This window comes from Mycobacterium sp. NPDC050551 (assembly GCF_040674075.1).
In the GTDB taxonomy this organism is placed as follows: domain Bacteria; phylum Actinomycetota; class Actinomycetes; order Mycobacteriales; family Mycobacteriaceae; genus Mycobacterium.
Window position 1 is genome coordinate 247,995 of the sequence record NZ_JBFARC010000001.1, and the last position, 12,633, is coordinate 260,627.

13 protein-coding genes are annotated in these 12,633 nt (G+C 68.8%); 5 read left to right on the top strand and 8 right to left on the bottom strand.

Annotated features, from left to right (window positions below; translation table 11 throughout):
- The first annotated feature begins 67 nt into the window (after positions 1 to 67).
- Positions 68 to 670 carry a TetR family transcriptional regulator gene (locus AB0K11_RS01220; RefSeq protein ID WP_364971550.1) on the top strand — a complete coding sequence of 201 codons (603 nt, stop codon included), beginning with the start codon at positions 68 to 70 and terminating at the stop codon, positions 668 to 670.
- Between the two features lie 19 nt (positions 671 to 689).
- Here the strand turns inward: AB0K11_RS01220 and AB0K11_RS01225 are convergent, their stop codons facing one another.
- Complete coding sequence (locus tag AB0K11_RS01225; RefSeq protein ID WP_364971552.1) at positions 690 to 1,361, bottom strand: nucleoside/nucleotide kinase family protein; 672 nt, start codon at positions 1,359 to 1,361, stop codon at positions 690 to 692.
- A 204-nt stretch (positions 1,362 to 1,565) separates the two neighbouring features.
- On the opposite strand from AB0K11_RS01225, the gene AB0K11_RS01230 reads away from it, so the two are divergent.
- The 3 genes from AB0K11_RS01230 to AB0K11_RS01240 all read left to right on the top strand — a co-directional run bounded on the left by AB0K11_RS01230 (position 1,566) and on the right by AB0K11_RS01240 (position 4,046).
- Positions 1,566 to 2,015: a hypothetical protein gene (locus tag AB0K11_RS01230; protein ID WP_364971553.1), complete on the top strand. Its 450-nt coding sequence runs from the start codon at positions 1,566 to 1,568 to the stop codon at positions 2,013 to 2,015.
- A gap of 65 nt (positions 2,016 to 2,080) precedes the next feature.
- Positions 2,081 to 2,545, top strand: coding sequence for a hypothetical protein (locus AB0K11_RS01235; protein WP_364971554.1), 465 nt, complete (start codon positions 2,081 to 2,083; stop codon positions 2,543 to 2,545).
- Positions 2,546 to 2,552: 7 nt separating this feature from the next.
- Positions 2,553 to 4,046 carry an NAD(P)-binding domain-containing protein gene (locus AB0K11_RS01240; protein ID WP_364971556.1) on the top strand — a complete coding sequence of 498 codons (1,494 nt, stop codon included), beginning with the start codon at positions 2,553 to 2,555 and terminating at the stop codon, positions 4,044 to 4,046.
- A gap of 1 nt (position 4,047) precedes the next feature.
- On the opposite strand, the gene AB0K11_RS01245 is transcribed toward AB0K11_RS01240, so the two are convergent.
- Positions 4,048 to 4,512: an ATPase gene (locus AB0K11_RS01245; protein ID WP_364971558.1), complete on the bottom strand. Its 465-nt coding sequence runs from the start codon at positions 4,510 to 4,512 to the stop codon at positions 4,048 to 4,050.
- Positions 4,509 to 5,213: a DUF899 family protein gene (locus tag AB0K11_RS01250; RefSeq protein WP_364971559.1), complete on the bottom strand. Its 705-nt coding sequence runs from the start codon at positions 5,211 to 5,213 to the stop codon at positions 4,509 to 4,511. Before AB0K11_RS01250 ends, AB0K11_RS01245 begins: the two co-directional genes overlap by 4 nt.
- A gap of 94 nt (positions 5,214 to 5,307) precedes the next feature.
- Between AB0K11_RS01250 and AB0K11_RS01255 the strand changes: the two genes are divergently transcribed.
- Positions 5,308 to 6,276, top strand: coding sequence for an aldo/keto reductase (locus AB0K11_RS01255; RefSeq protein ID WP_364971560.1), 969 nt, complete (start codon positions 5,308 to 5,310; stop codon positions 6,274 to 6,276).
- Between the two features lie 7 nt (positions 6,277 to 6,283).
- On the opposite strand, the gene AB0K11_RS01260 is transcribed toward AB0K11_RS01255, so the two are convergent.
- The 5 genes from AB0K11_RS01260 to AB0K11_RS01280 form a co-directional block, all read right to left on the bottom strand.
- Complete coding sequence (locus AB0K11_RS01260; RefSeq protein ID WP_364971561.1) at positions 6,284 to 8,665, bottom strand: excinuclease ABC subunit UvrA; 2,382 nt, start codon at positions 8,663 to 8,665, stop codon at positions 6,284 to 6,286.
- 59 nt (positions 8,666 to 8,724) lie between these two features.
- Complete coding sequence (locus AB0K11_RS01265) at positions 8,725 to 9,972, bottom strand: cytochrome P450 (protein ID WP_364971562.1); 1,248 nt, start codon at positions 9,970 to 9,972, stop codon at positions 8,725 to 8,727.
- The gene (locus AB0K11_RS01270) at positions 9,969 to 11,147 is read right to left on the bottom strand and encodes a cytochrome P450 (RefSeq protein ID WP_364971563.1); all 1,179 of its coding nucleotides are present in this window, start codon (positions 11,145 to 11,147) and stop codon (positions 9,969 to 9,971) included. Before AB0K11_RS01270 ends, AB0K11_RS01265 begins: the two co-directional genes overlap by 4 nt.
- On the bottom strand, positions 11,137 to 11,490 hold the full coding sequence (locus AB0K11_RS01275) for a hypothetical protein (RefSeq protein ID WP_364973603.1): 354 nt from the start codon (positions 11,488 to 11,490) through the stop codon (positions 11,137 to 11,139). Before AB0K11_RS01275 ends, AB0K11_RS01270 begins: the two co-directional genes overlap by 11 nt.
- A 68-nt stretch (positions 11,491 to 11,558) precedes the next feature.
- Entirely contained in the window at positions 11,559 to 12,623 is a 1,065-nt protein-coding gene (locus AB0K11_RS01280) for a dihydrodipicolinate reductase (RefSeq protein ID WP_364971565.1), read from the bottom strand.
- Between the last annotated feature and the right edge of the window lie 10 nt (positions 12,624 to 12,633).

The window sequence follows — 12,633 nt, forward strand, 5'->3', positions numbered from 1 at the left end:
TCTTCCATCCGGCGCGAGTGATCCGGCCTTCATTGCGCTGCAATGGCCCACCGACTAACCTGGACACATGTCCAGTGCAGATGTGGTGCACGTCACTTCACTGCGAGACTCACACCTTCGACGCAGGCGCACCTGTCAGCGGGTGTTCACCGCCGCCGCCCAATTGCTCGACGAGTCGGGCGATGCACCCGGTGTCGTCGACGTGTCGCTCCCCGCGCTGGCCGCGCGGGCGCGCGTCGCACCGACCGCACTGCGGGCGCACTTCGACTCCCTCGACGCCATGTTCGCCGAGCTGTACCTGCACCGGATCTGCGCGCTACCGCTCGACGTCGATCCTGCGCTCGGTGCCGCGGCGCGGGTCAGCACCCAGCTCCGTGCCGTGACGATGGTGCTGGCCGACGAGCCTCGGCTCTCCGAGGCGTGCAGCCGCGCCCTGTTGCGCAACGACGATGACGTCGTGGCCGATGTCCGGGTCCGGATCGGCGCCGAGGTACAGCGTCGCATCGCCTCCGCACTCGGCCCGGGAGCCTGGCCGGAGGTGCAGGCCACCCTGGAAACCGTGTTCTGGGGAGCGCTGCTGCAGGTCCGTTCCCGGTCCGTGAGCTGTCACCGGATGGCCGATCGACTCGACACGATGCTCGCGCTGATCCTGTCCGACGCCGACCACTGACCGCTCCGGCGATCGGCCGTCACGCCGAGCCGTCCCGGATCAGCAGCACCGTGTCGCACGACGGCCGTGTCGCGGCGATCAGCCGGGCGTTGGGCTCGTCGACGGTGTCGACCCACCGCTGCGCCTCCATAGCGGCGAGGCCACTTCTCGTGTGCCGGTCCAGCAACCGCCTGCGCCGGACATCCGGTAGGGCGTCGACGTAGTACAGCCGCTCGAGCAGCGGTCGTACCGCGGCCCAGCCATCGGCGGCCAGCGCCAGGTAGTTGCCCTCGGTGACGACGACTCGCGCCCTTGCGGGCACCACCCGCGCAGCCGCGACCGGATCGTCGAGTCTGCGATCGAAGTCCGGCACGAAGACATCGGCCACCGCGTAGCTGTGCGTGAGGCGCGTGAGAATGGCCCGGTAGCCGTCGACGTCGAAGGTGTCAGGAGCCCCTCTGCGCTGCCGCGCACCCAGACGATCGAGCTGAACCTTCGCCAGGTGGAAACCATCCATCGGCAGGTACGCCGCCGATGAAGGCGACCACGCGTTGAGCTCGTCGACGAGGCCGGAGGCGAACGTCGACTTCCCGGCGCCCGGCGGCCCGGTCACCCCCGCGATCAGGCGCCGGACCGGGCGTCCGTCCACACCGGTCAGTTCGGCGGCCACGGCGCGCCGGGCTTCCTCGCTGGTCAGGGTCGCGGGGGCCATCGGCCTCACGGTACGTCGCCGTATGCCCAGGTGAGAGGCCGGTCGGCGAAATTTCTCCGCGACGAGTTCGCCAGGGCGGTTTACCTGCGCCCTGGACGGGGGAACCTCAACCGCATGACGGGTCGACATCGACTGCAAGAAGCTCCGGTCCGAATACCTGCGGCGACCGGTCGTAATGCCCCGCGGACCTCATCTCGGTCCAACGTGGTGATCGGCGCCATCTCCGCATCAGTCGCCGGTGCCGGCGTGGTGGCCGCCGCGGCCGTCCAGTTGCTGGCGCCCGCCGAAGCCCCCGCCCCACCCGCGGCGTCCACGGCCCCCGCCGCCGCCCATGCGCCGGCTCTCAACCACGAGGGTCGCCTGGTCGCCGTCACCGCCGATTCGGTGACCGCGCGCAGCGCCGACGGCGTCACGCAGACCTATCGCATCACTCCCGACACCACGGCGCTGACGGTGGAGGGCAACCACACCGTGAGCCCCGCAGCGACTTTCGACGTCGATGACGAGGTGGCCATCGTCGCGATCGTGCAGAACGGCACCCCGGTCGCGACCACCGTCGCCGACCGCCAGGTGGCCGGCCTCAACGGGCCGCCGATGGATGCCGTCGACGTCCAGCCCGCGAGCCACACCAGCGCCACCGCCGCGACCAGCTGATCTCCCGCCGACTCCCGTCGCGTGAACCCATCCGGGCCACCCGCGGTCCCATAGACTCGGCCCGCATGAGGCCGTTACTCGCGATCGTGCTGCTGGCCGGACTGCTCACCGGGTGCAGCACCGCGATCCAGGGCCGTCCCGTCGCCGGTGCGGAACTCACCGCTCCCGTACCCGTCACCGAAGCCTGGAAGCGGGACGTCACCTCGGCGGTCGCCGCCATCGGCAGGGCGCTGGGCACCGCCGGTGAAGCGATGATCAACAGCGAGTACTCCACGGTCCGTGAGGGGTGCAGGGATCTCAGGGATGCCACCGATCTGCTCGAGGCCCAACTGCCCAGCGAGGACGAAGACGTCAACGACGCCCTGCAGAACGCCGTGGACCAATACCGGTCGTTCGCCGACATCTGTGGCAGCCTGACGCCGAACAGCAGTGGCGCCGAGATCGACCGCCTCGAGGCGACACTCGACCGGGCGGACGCCAGCATCCGGGACGCCATGGCACTGCTCGACATCGACATGCCCCGGCGCTGAGCGTCCCATGCCGGAACGGGTCGCGGTCATCGGAGCGGGCCCGGGCGGCCTGGTCGCCGCGCGCTGGCTGTCGTCGTGCGGCTTCGAACCGACGATCTACGAACGCAATCCGGTTCTCGGCGGACAGTGGTCCGGACTGCCGGGCTGCAGCGGCGTCTGGCCGTCGATGCACACCAACACCAGCCGCATCCTGACGGCCTTCAGCGACCTCCCGTTCGGTGGTCACCTCGTGCATCCGCCGAACGCCGATGTGCTCCGCTACCTGCACCGCTACGCGGGATCATTCGGACTGACCGCCCGGATCAGATTCGGCACGGCGGTCGACTCAGTGGATCGGCAGGGCACCCGCTGGGCCATCCGGCACGCCGACGGCACCGAGGTCTTCGACCGGGTGGTGGTGGCCAGCGGCAGATTCCATGCCCCGGCCGTCCCGGCCGTTGCGGGGCTCGAGTCGTTCTCCGGTGACCCCGGCGTGAGCTCGACCTATGACTTCCGCGACCACGAGCGGTATCTGGGGAAGCGGGTGCTCGTGGCCGGCGGCGCCATCAGTGCGCTCGAGATCGCCTCGGAACTGGCACAACTCGGCGCGTCGCGCGTCGTCGTCGCCCAGCGGCGGCAACGCTACGTGCTGCCCAAGTTCGCCGCGGGTGTGCCGTCCGATCATCGGATCTTCACCCGCTACGGCACGCTGTCGAACGAGGTCCTACCGCCTGCGGAGATCGACCGCCAGTTGAAGGAGATCGTCACCGAGGCCGGCGGCAGCCCCGACCAGTACGGCGCCCCGGCACCCGATCCGTCACTGTTCGCCGCGGGCGTCACCCTGGGCCAGAGTTACCTTCCCCTCGTGGCGGAGGGCCGGATCACGGTGTGCCCGTGGATCGATTCCGTCGCAGGCGCCACCGTCACGTTCGCCGACGGACACGCCGAACCCTTCGACGCCATCCTGTTCGGCACCGGATTCCAGCTGAGCCTGCCGTTCCTCGGCGAGGACGTCAGGGCGACACTCGACCTCGACGGCGCCCACCTCGACACCGACCGCCACACCTTCCATCCCGACCTCCCCGGCCTGGCCATTGTCGGGATGTGGGATCAGTCCGGCGGGTACTTCGTGCCGCTGGAGTTACAGGCGAGGTGGATCGCCTACCTGTGGAGCGGAATCCTGCCCGCGGTGACCGAAGCAGAGCAGCGCGCATCGGTCGCGGCCTGCCGGTCACGTCGCGGTGCGTCGCAGAAGACCCGGATGAATTTGGCGGCGTTGACCTTCGCACGCGCCGCCGGTGTGGAACCAGATCCGTCGCGATGGCCGGATCTCCGCCGGGCACTCCTGTTCGGTCCGTTGGCGCCGAGCTGTTTCCGACTCGAAGGCCCCGATGCGTTGCCCGGCGCGGCAACGGATTTCGCGCAGGACGCCGCGGCGTTCGGCGCGATCACCGGCAACGAACTCACCGGACGCGAACAGCGGTACTGGTCGATGGTCGAGGGCGCTCGTCAGGCGCCGTGAGTCAGAGGCAGCGTTCCAGCGCCGCCAGTGACTCGGCGATGAAATCCTCCGGGAAGGGCGGCATCCCGCCGACTTGATCCCGGAAACTCTGCGGTGTCCCCGTCCAGTCGTAGGTGAGCGTGACCGCCGTTCCCTCGCCGTGCGGGACGAGGTCGTAACGCCAGGACCAGCCACCGGGAACATGGGCGCCCGACTCGTCGCGTTGTCCCGGCAGCCAGGCGATCACCCGGTCCGGCTCGAAATCGGTGACCAGGTTGTCCATCACGTAGTGCCCGCCTGCGGCGTCCAGGTACATGTTCACCGTGAAGATCTGTCCGGTGCCGGTGATCGGCGTCGGGTCCACCGCATCGCGCACCCAGTCCCCCGGCTCGGTGTCCTTGTGCCGCGCCGGGTCGGCGAGGACGGCGAACACCGCCGACGGCGGCGCCGCAATCGTCCGGCCTGCGACGAATCGTTCCGCGCTCACCTGTCGCCCTTCCCATAGAACCGGGCGATGTCCGGTGAGTCCAGCCAGCCCGAATAGGTCGGCCGGCTCGGCCAGCCGTCCGGCGAATCGAGCCACTCCTCCTGACGGCCGTACGGCAGGATGTCGATCAGCGGAAAACTGTGGCTGAGCTGTTCGGTGCCGCGGCCGTTGGTGTGCCAGGTGCGGTAGACGGTGTCCCCGTCGCGCAGGAAGACGTTGACCGCGAAGCCGCCGCCGGGCGGTGCGTCGACGTCGGCGCCGAACGAACTCTCCGACGACGAGTACCAGTCCATCGCGTTCCCCACCTTCTCCCGGTACGCCAGTGCCTCCTCGATCGGGCCGTTGGTGACGACGACGAACCGGGCGTCGTAGCTGTCCAGGAAGTCGAGCCGGGTGAACTGGCTGGTGAAGCCGGTGCACCCGCCGCACTGCCACTGCGCGCCGTCGCTCCACATGTGGTGGTAGGTGATCAGCTGCGAGCGACCGCCGAACACGTCTGCCAGTCGGACCGGACCGTCGGCGCCGATGAGCGTGTACTCGGGCAGTTCGACCATCGGCAGCCGCCTGCGCGCAGCGGCGATCGCGTCGAGCTCGCGGGTCGCCGCCTTCTCCCTACGCCGCAGGTCGTCGAGGGCGGCTCGCCACGTGCCCTCGTCGGCCACCGGCGGCTTCGCGGCCGTGGTGGTTTGGTTCCCTGTCATCACAGGCTCCCTTCCGAGCAGTCGGAATCCTCTTACGACTATCAGACTCGACGGCGACCCGGGACTCATCGCACACGCCGGTACCGTCGGAGGAATGAAGCATCTCGACGTCGAAGGAATCGGACCGGTGAGCCGCATCGGCCTCGGCACGTGGCAGTTCGGTTCGCGGGAATGGGGGTACGGCGACCAGTACGCATCGGGGCCCGCTCGCGACATCGTGCAGCGCGCCCGTGCACTGGGGGTGACCTTGTTCGACACCGCGGAGATCTACGGGTTCGGCAAGAGCGAACGCATCCTCGGTGAAGCGCTCGGCGACGAGCGCGCCGACGTGGTGGTGGCCAGCAAGATCATGCCGATCGCGCCGTTTCCCGCCGTGGTCAGGCAGCGCGCGCGGGCCAGTGCGGAGCGGCTCGGCGTGGACCGCATCCCGCTCTACCAGATCCACCAGTCCAATCCGCTGGTACCCGATTCGGTCATCATGCCCGGTATGCGGGATCTGCTGGAGCGCGGCGAGATCGGTGCCGTCGGGGTGTCGAACTACTCGCTCGAGCGGTGGCGCAAGGCCGACGCCGCACTGGGCAGGCCGGTGGTGAGCAACCAGGTGCACTTCTCGCTCGCCCATCCGCAGGCGCTCGACGACCTGGTGCCGTTCGCCGAACGCGAGGATCGCATGGTGATGGCGTACAGCCCGCTGGCGCAGGGCCTGCTGGGCGGCAAGTACGGACCGGACAACCGGCCCGGCGGTGTGCGCGCGATGAATCCGTTGTTCGGCACCGAGAACCTGCGCCGCATTCAGCCGCTCCTGAACACCCTGCGCGACGTCGGCGCCGAGGTGGGCGCCAAGCCCGCGCAGGTGGCATTGGCGTGGCTCATCAGCCTGCCCGGTGTGGTGGCGATTCCCGGCGCGTCGAGCGTCGAGCAGCTGGAGTTCAACGTCGCCGCCGCCGACATCGAGCTGAGCACGGAGTCCCGCGATGCGCTCACCGCGGCGGCGCGGGCGTTCCGTCCGGCGTCGGCGGGCCGGTTCTTCACTGACCTGCTGCGCGAGAAGGTCGGCCGCTAGGCGTTTGTCAGCCGCCGACGTAGCCGGCGAGGTGCTCGCCAGTCACGGTGGAGCGGTCGGCGATCAGGTCGGCCGGCGTGCCTTCGAAGACGATGCGTCCGCCGTCGTGGCCGGCTCCCGGGCCGAGGTCGATGATCCAGTCGGCGTGCGCCATGACGGCCTGGTGGTGCTCGACGACGATCACCGACTTACCGGATTCCACGAGCCGGTCGAGCAGGGCCAGCAGCTGCTCGACATCGGCGAGGTGCAGGCCGGAGGTCGGTTCGTCGAGGACGTAGACCTCTCCGCTCTCAGCGCCCCGGTCACTCATCCTGGTGGCCAGCTTGAGCCGTTGCCGCTCACCGCCGGACAGCGTCGTCAGCGGCTGGCCGATGGTCAGATAGCCCAGGCCCACCGCCTCGAGATTGGTCAGGATGCGATGAGCTGCGGGCAGTTTGGCGTCGCCGTCGGCGAAGAACATCAGGGCGTCGGACACCGAGAGGCCCAGCACGTCGCTGATGTCCAAGCCGGCGAAGACGTACTCGAGCACCGATGCGTCGAACCGCCTGCCCTCACAGACCTCGCAGGTGGCGGCGACACCGGCCATCATCGCCAGATCGGTGTAGACCACGCCTGCGCCGTTGCAGTTCGGGCATGCGCCTTCGGAGTTGGCGCTGAACAGCGCCGGCTTGACGCCGTTGGCCTTCGCGAAGGCCTTTCGGATCGGATCGAGTAGTCCGGTGTAGGTGGCCGGGTTGCTGCGCCGTGAGCCGCGGATCGGGGTCTGGTCGACCACGACGACCCCGTCGCGGCGCACCACGGACCCGTGGACCAGCGAACTCTTCCCCGAGCCCGCGACGCCGGTGATCACCACCAGCACACCGAGTGGGATGTCGACGTCGACGTCGGCCAGATTGTGCGTGTCGGCGCCGCGGATCTCCAGGACACCGGAACGCTCGCGCACCGCGTCCTTCACCGAGGCCCGGTCGTCGAGGTGGCGGCCGGTGAGCGTGTCACTTCCCCGCAGCCCGGCCACCGTTCCCTCGAAGACGATCTCGCCGCCTGCGGCGCCCGCGCCGGGCCCGAGGTCGACCACGTGGTCCGCGATGGCGATCACCTCGGGCTTGTGCTCCACGACGAGCACGGTGTTCCCCTTGTCGCGCAACTGCAGCAACAGTGCATTCATCCGGGAGATGTCGTGGGGATGCAGCCCGACCGTCGGCTCGTCGAACACGTAGGTGACGTCGGTGAGCGCGGAGCCCAGGTGACGAATCATCTTGACGCGCTGCGCCTCTCCACCCGACAGCGTGCCCGACGACCGGTCCAGCGAGAGGTAGCCCAGTCCGATCTCCACGAACGCGTCGAGACCCTGACGCAGCGCCGCGATCAGCGGCCCCACCCGTCCGCCTGCGTCACCGAGGTCGTGCACCCATTCGGTGAGATCGCTGATCTGCATCGCGCACAGGTCGGCGATGTTGCGGCCGTTGATCTTCGACGACCGGGCGGCCTCGGACAGCCGCGTCCCGTCGCATTCAGGGCACGTGGTGAACGTGACGGCGCGCTCGACGAAGGCACGGATGTGCGGTTGCATCGCCTCGACGTCCTTGGCGAGGTAGGACTTCTGGATCTGCGGGATCAATCCGAGGTACGTCAGGTTGACGCCGTCGATCTTGAGCTTGGTGGCCTCCTTGTACAGCAGGGCGTCGAGTTCCTTGGCCGTGAAGTCCCGGATCGGCTTGTCCGGGTCGAAGAAGCCGCAGCCGTTGAAGATCCGGCCGTACCAGCCCTCCATGCTGAAACCCGGGATCGTGAGCGCACCGCCGTTGAGCGACTTGCTGTCGTCGTACAGTGCGGTCAGGTCGATGTCGTTGACCGCTCCGCGGCCTTCGCATCGCGGACACATACCGCCGACGATGGCGAAGTCACGGCGCTCCTTGACGGTTCGTCCGCCCCGTTCGATGGTGACCGCACCCGCTCCGCTGATGGAGGCGACGTTGAACGAGAACGCCTGCGGCGACCCGATGTGCGGTTCTCCCAGGCGGCTGAACAGGATGCGCAGCATCGCGCCGGTGTCGGTGGCGGTGCCGACCGTGGACCGCGGGTCGCTGCCCATCCGCTGCTGGTCGACGATGATGGCGGTGGTCAGGCCCTCGAGCACATCCACCTCGGGCCTGCCCAGGCTGGGCATGAAGCCCTGGACGAAGGCGCTGTACGTCTCGTTGATCAGCCGCTGCGACTCGGCGGCGATGGTGCCGAACACCAGCGAGCTCTTGCCGGAGCCGGAGACGCCGGTGAACACGGTGAGACGACGTTTGGGCAATTCGACGTCGATGCCCTTGAGGTTGTTCTCGCGCGCCCCGTGCACGCGGATGACGTCATGGGTGTCGGCGGCGGGAAGTGCTCTGCTCATCGAGTCAGATGGTGCCACGGCGCGCCGGTCGCACCGGGAGTCGGGCGAGGGTCGCCGACTCAGTTCCGGGCGGCCACCGGTGTGTCGAACTCCACCGGCAGGCTGGTGGGGCCGCTCATGCCGAGCATCGGCTTCCACGGCGCCGGACCGGTCCGGCGCAGATTCGGCAGTCGGCCCGCCAGGATCCGCACGGCTTCGCCGAGCTCGAGCCGGGCCAGGTTCGCTCCGAGACAGTAGTGCACACCGCCGCCGAAGGTGAGGATCGCCGGCGGGTCGTCGCGCGTGATGTCGAATCGGTCGGGGTCGCGATAGACGGCCGGGTCGCAGTTGGCGGCGAACGTGTTGACGAGCAGGAACGTGCCCGCGGGGAAGGTGTGACCGGCGACGGCGACGTCGGCGTTCACCGTCCGCAGGGTGCTGCACACCGCCGGCGAGTGGCGCATGGTCTCCTCGACCGCGCGCATCGCCAGGCCGGGTTCGGCGCGCAGCATCGCCCACTGTTCGGGGTGGTCGCACAGCACCTGCAGGGAGGCGGACAGCTGATTGCGGGTGGTGTCGGTGCCGGCCACCAACAGGCTGGCGACCGTCATGCGCAGTTCGTCGGCGTTGAGCCGGTCGCCGTCGTCCTCGGCACGGATGAGGTCGGAGAGCAGGTCGTCGGTGAGATTGCGGCGCCGCGCGGCGATCATCGTGTCGACGTATGCGTCCAACTCGCTCCAGGCGGCCATGACGGCGGGGATCTCGTCGACGAGATCGACGTCGAAGCTGACCATCTTGAAGATCTCCTCCGCCCAGCGGGAGAACATCTGCCAGTCCTCACGGGGCGCGCCGACCAGTGCGCAGATGATCGGGATCGGGTAGTGCCTGGCGATGTCGGTGACGACATCGCAACCCTTCGCATCGGCGACAGCGTCGGCCAATTCGTTGACCACCGCGACGATCGTGTCGTGCAGCCGGGCCGTCGCGCGCGGTGTGAAGGCCTTCGACACCAGGCTGCGCAGCCGATGGTGGTGCGCGCCTTCGGCGCACATGATGCTGCCGACCACCCGGTCCCAGAGCGGTCCCGAGGTCACCCCTTGGGCCGCGAGATGGATGCCGGGCGGAATGACGAACCGGCTGTCCCGCAGGATCGTCCGGGCGAGTTCGTACGACAGCACCTCCGGGCCGAGCGGCCCGATGGCGACCGGTGCCTGCGCTTGGGCTTCCCGGATTCTCGGCAGCACCTCGCGCGGCGTCTCCGTCGCCTCGTAGTGCAGCGTCGGGAGCTCGGATTCGAACACACTCGGCGCCGCGGTCTCGACGTTCATGGTGCCTCCTTGGCGAGGAATCTGACGGGTAACCGCGGCAGGGTGCAGGTGGCGGCGGGCCAGGTGATCTCGGGTGTGTGGTCGGTGGCGAGCTCGAACTCCGGTATGCGGCGGAGCCATTCGGTGACCACCAGGTTCAGCTCCATCCGTGCCAGGTGCGACCCAAGGCAGCGGTGGGCGCCCCCGCCGAATCCCCAGTGTCTGTGCAGTCTGCCGTCGAGGATGAGGTCGTCACCAGAGGTCGCGTCGCTGCCGTCGCGGTTGATCGCGCCCAGGCAGAGCCGGACCTCCGCTCCGGCGGGGATCGTGTGGCCCGCCACGGTCACCGGCCGCGTCGTCACCCGTCCGACGACCGGGGCCGGGGGTTCGAGTCGCAAGATCTCCTCGACGAATCCGGGTATCGCAGAGGGGTTGTCGCACAGCTCGGTACGCAGGCCGGGACGCCTGGCCAACTCGAGCATCGCCGCGCCGATCGCCGAGGTGACGGTGTCCAGTCCGGCCAGGACCAGGACGAAGGCCAGGCCGAGCGCCTCGTGATCGGTGAGTGCATCGTCGCCGGTGAGCAGTCGCGACAGCATGTCGTCGCCCGGATCGTCCCGATGAGAGGTGACCGCGTCGCTGAGGTACTGGAGCAACTCGGCGGCGGGCACCAGTGCGGCGGGGTCGGGATCACTGTCGAGGCTGATGCCGATGACTGCGTCCTTCCAGGCGATCAGCCGCTGCCGGTCGCTGAGCGGCAGACCGAGCAGGGTGAGGAACACCTGGGAGGGATACGGGGTGGCGAGGTCGGCCATCACCTCGCACTCGTCACCGAGTGCGATGCGATCGATGATGTCGACGGCCTGCGCCTGCATCGACGGGAGCATGCGCCCGAGGGTCTGCGGACTGAAGTACGAGTGCAGCAGGCGGCGGTACCGGGTGTGGTCAGGGGGATCGCAGGCGAGCGGAATGAGAGGAACGGGACTGACCATGGTGTCGAAGGCCCGTGATGACGAGAAGGATTCGGAGTCGCGCAGTGCGGCGAGCACGTCGTCGCGCCGGGTGAGGTAGTACCACCCGTCGCCGGTCACCACGGGCCCGAGGTCGCGCAACACGGCCCACCCGGCGCCGCGGTCGCCTGCCATGGGCAGACCCTCGTAGAGGATGTGCGGCAGTGCGGACCGGTCAGGGCACATTGGTCGCGAGGAAGGTCAGCGGCAGATCGAGCACCGAGAGGTCGATCTCGTCGAGATACGTTCCGTCGCCGTCGAAGTGCTGCCGAAAGCGCACGGTCGCGCCGTAACGCGCGGCGACGGATTCGGCCGCCGCGGCCCCCGGGACCCGGATGACGACGGTGTACACACCGTCGCCGTGCTCCGCGAGGAACTCACGCACGGACCCGGCGACCGTGGCCGTTGACCCGGCAAGCGGACTGATCAGCTCGATCCCCCGGTCCCAGTCCAGGTGGACCTGCAGTCCGAGCTCGGTCAGCTGCAGATCCTGCAGGGTGAAACCGATCTCGCTGAACATCTGCGCCATCGCGTCGTGGCGTTCCAGCGCGACGGCGAACACCACGTGGTGCAGCTGTGCGGTCGGGGCGTCGTCGGTCACGGCCGGACCAGACCGCGTGGCCGGATGAGACCGAGGTCCAGATGGGTGATCCAGCCGGGCGCGGCGTCGCACACGTCGGGGATCGCGTTGATCGCGCCCATGGCGGTCCACGCATAACCAGGATGGGAGAAGGCGCCGCCCGGCTGTTCGACGCCCTGCAGCGTCAGCTCGGTCGGCGGGTCACCGTCGATCACGATGCGGTACCGCGTTCTGCCCCAGTCCCATGCGGGGTCGAGTCCGTCCGGCCCCGCGGTCAGGTAGATCGCGTGGAACACGATCAGGGGCCTGCCGTCGACCCACGCCGTCCACTCGTGATGCTGGGCGGCGACCGTCCCGCGTGCGATCGTGCCCTCGTCGTGCGGGATGTCCTGCGTGGCGGTGGCCGCCCGCAGATCCGCGGTCACCTCGCTGATGTCGACGCCGAGCCCGTCGGCGATCATGTGCATCGATTGCGCGAAGAACGGCACTCCGAGGCCGAGAATCGTCGGCGTGGTGAGGAACTCCTCCTTCGGCTTGCCGAAGCCCAGCCAGTCGATGTGGTCCACCGGCGCATCGGTGAGCACGTTCACCACCTCGTAGACCTCGATGCGCTCGATCCTGTCGACCACCCTGGCGAGGGTGAGGGGCAGGATGTCGCCCGCGTAGCCCGGATGTATCCCACCGCCGTGGAACGACACACCTCCCTCGGCGCACGCGGCCCGGATCTGCTCGCCGTACTCTGCGAAATCGGCACTCGGATAGAAGAATCCACTCGTGGTGACCATGTTCTTGCCCGATCTCAGCAGACGGCAGACGGTGTCGACGTCCATGATGACCGGCGTGTAGAAGACGCAGTCGGCGTCCAGCCCGACGATCGCGTCGATGTCGTCGGTCGCCAGGACGCCGTTCGGTGCGGTCCCGGCGATCTCCCCGGAGTCCTTCCCGACCTTGTCCGGCGTGTAAACCAGCACACCGACCAGGTCGAAGGTCGGGTTACCGGTGAAGTGCCGGACGCCGACCTGCCCGACGTCGCCCGTCATCCACTGGATGACCCGATATGTGCGTGAAGTCCTGTCAGACATCGAGCTTCGA

Excerpts from the sequence above, each read along its gene's own strand:
- AB0K11_RS01220 (WP_364971550.1), top strand. The coding sequence starts at position 68 with ATGTCCAGTGCAGATGTGGTGCACGTCACTTCACTGCGAGACTCACAC.
- AB0K11_RS01225 (WP_364971552.1), bottom strand. The coding sequence starts at position 1,361 with ATGGCCCCCGCGACCCTGACCAGCGAGGAAGCCCGGCGCGCCGTGGCC.
- AB0K11_RS01235 (WP_364971554.1), top strand. The coding sequence starts at position 2,081 with ATGAGGCCGTTACTCGCGATCGTGCTGCTGGCCGGACTGCTCACCGGG.
- AB0K11_RS01240 (WP_364971556.1), top strand. The coding sequence starts at position 2,553 with ATGCCGGAACGGGTCGCGGTCATCGGAGCGGGCCCGGGCGGCCTGGTC.
- AB0K11_RS01250 (WP_364971559.1), bottom strand. The coding sequence starts at position 5,213 with ATGACAGGGAACCAAACCACCACGGCCGCGAAGCCGCCGGTGGCCGAC.
- AB0K11_RS01255 (WP_364971560.1), top strand. The coding sequence starts at position 5,308 with ATGAAGCATCTCGACGTCGAAGGAATCGGACCGGTGAGCCGCATCGGC.
- AB0K11_RS01260 (WP_364971561.1), bottom strand. The coding sequence starts at position 8,665 with ATGAGCAGAGCACTTCCCGCCGCCGACACCCATGACGTCATCCGCGTG.
- AB0K11_RS01265 (WP_364971562.1), bottom strand. The coding sequence starts at position 9,972 with ATGAACGTCGAGACCGCGGCGCCGAGTGTGTTCGAATCCGAGCTCCCG.
- AB0K11_RS01270 (WP_364971563.1), bottom strand. The coding sequence starts at position 11,147 with ATGTGCCCTGACCGGTCCGCACTGCCGCACATCCTCTACGAGGGTCTG.
- AB0K11_RS01275 (WP_364973603.1), bottom strand. The coding sequence starts at position 11,490 with ATGGCGCAGATGTTCAGCGAGATCGGTTTCACCCTGCAGGATCTGCAG.
- AB0K11_RS01280 (WP_364971565.1), bottom strand. The coding sequence starts at position 12,623 with ATGTCTGACAGGACTTCACGCACATATCGGGTCATCCAGTGGATGACG.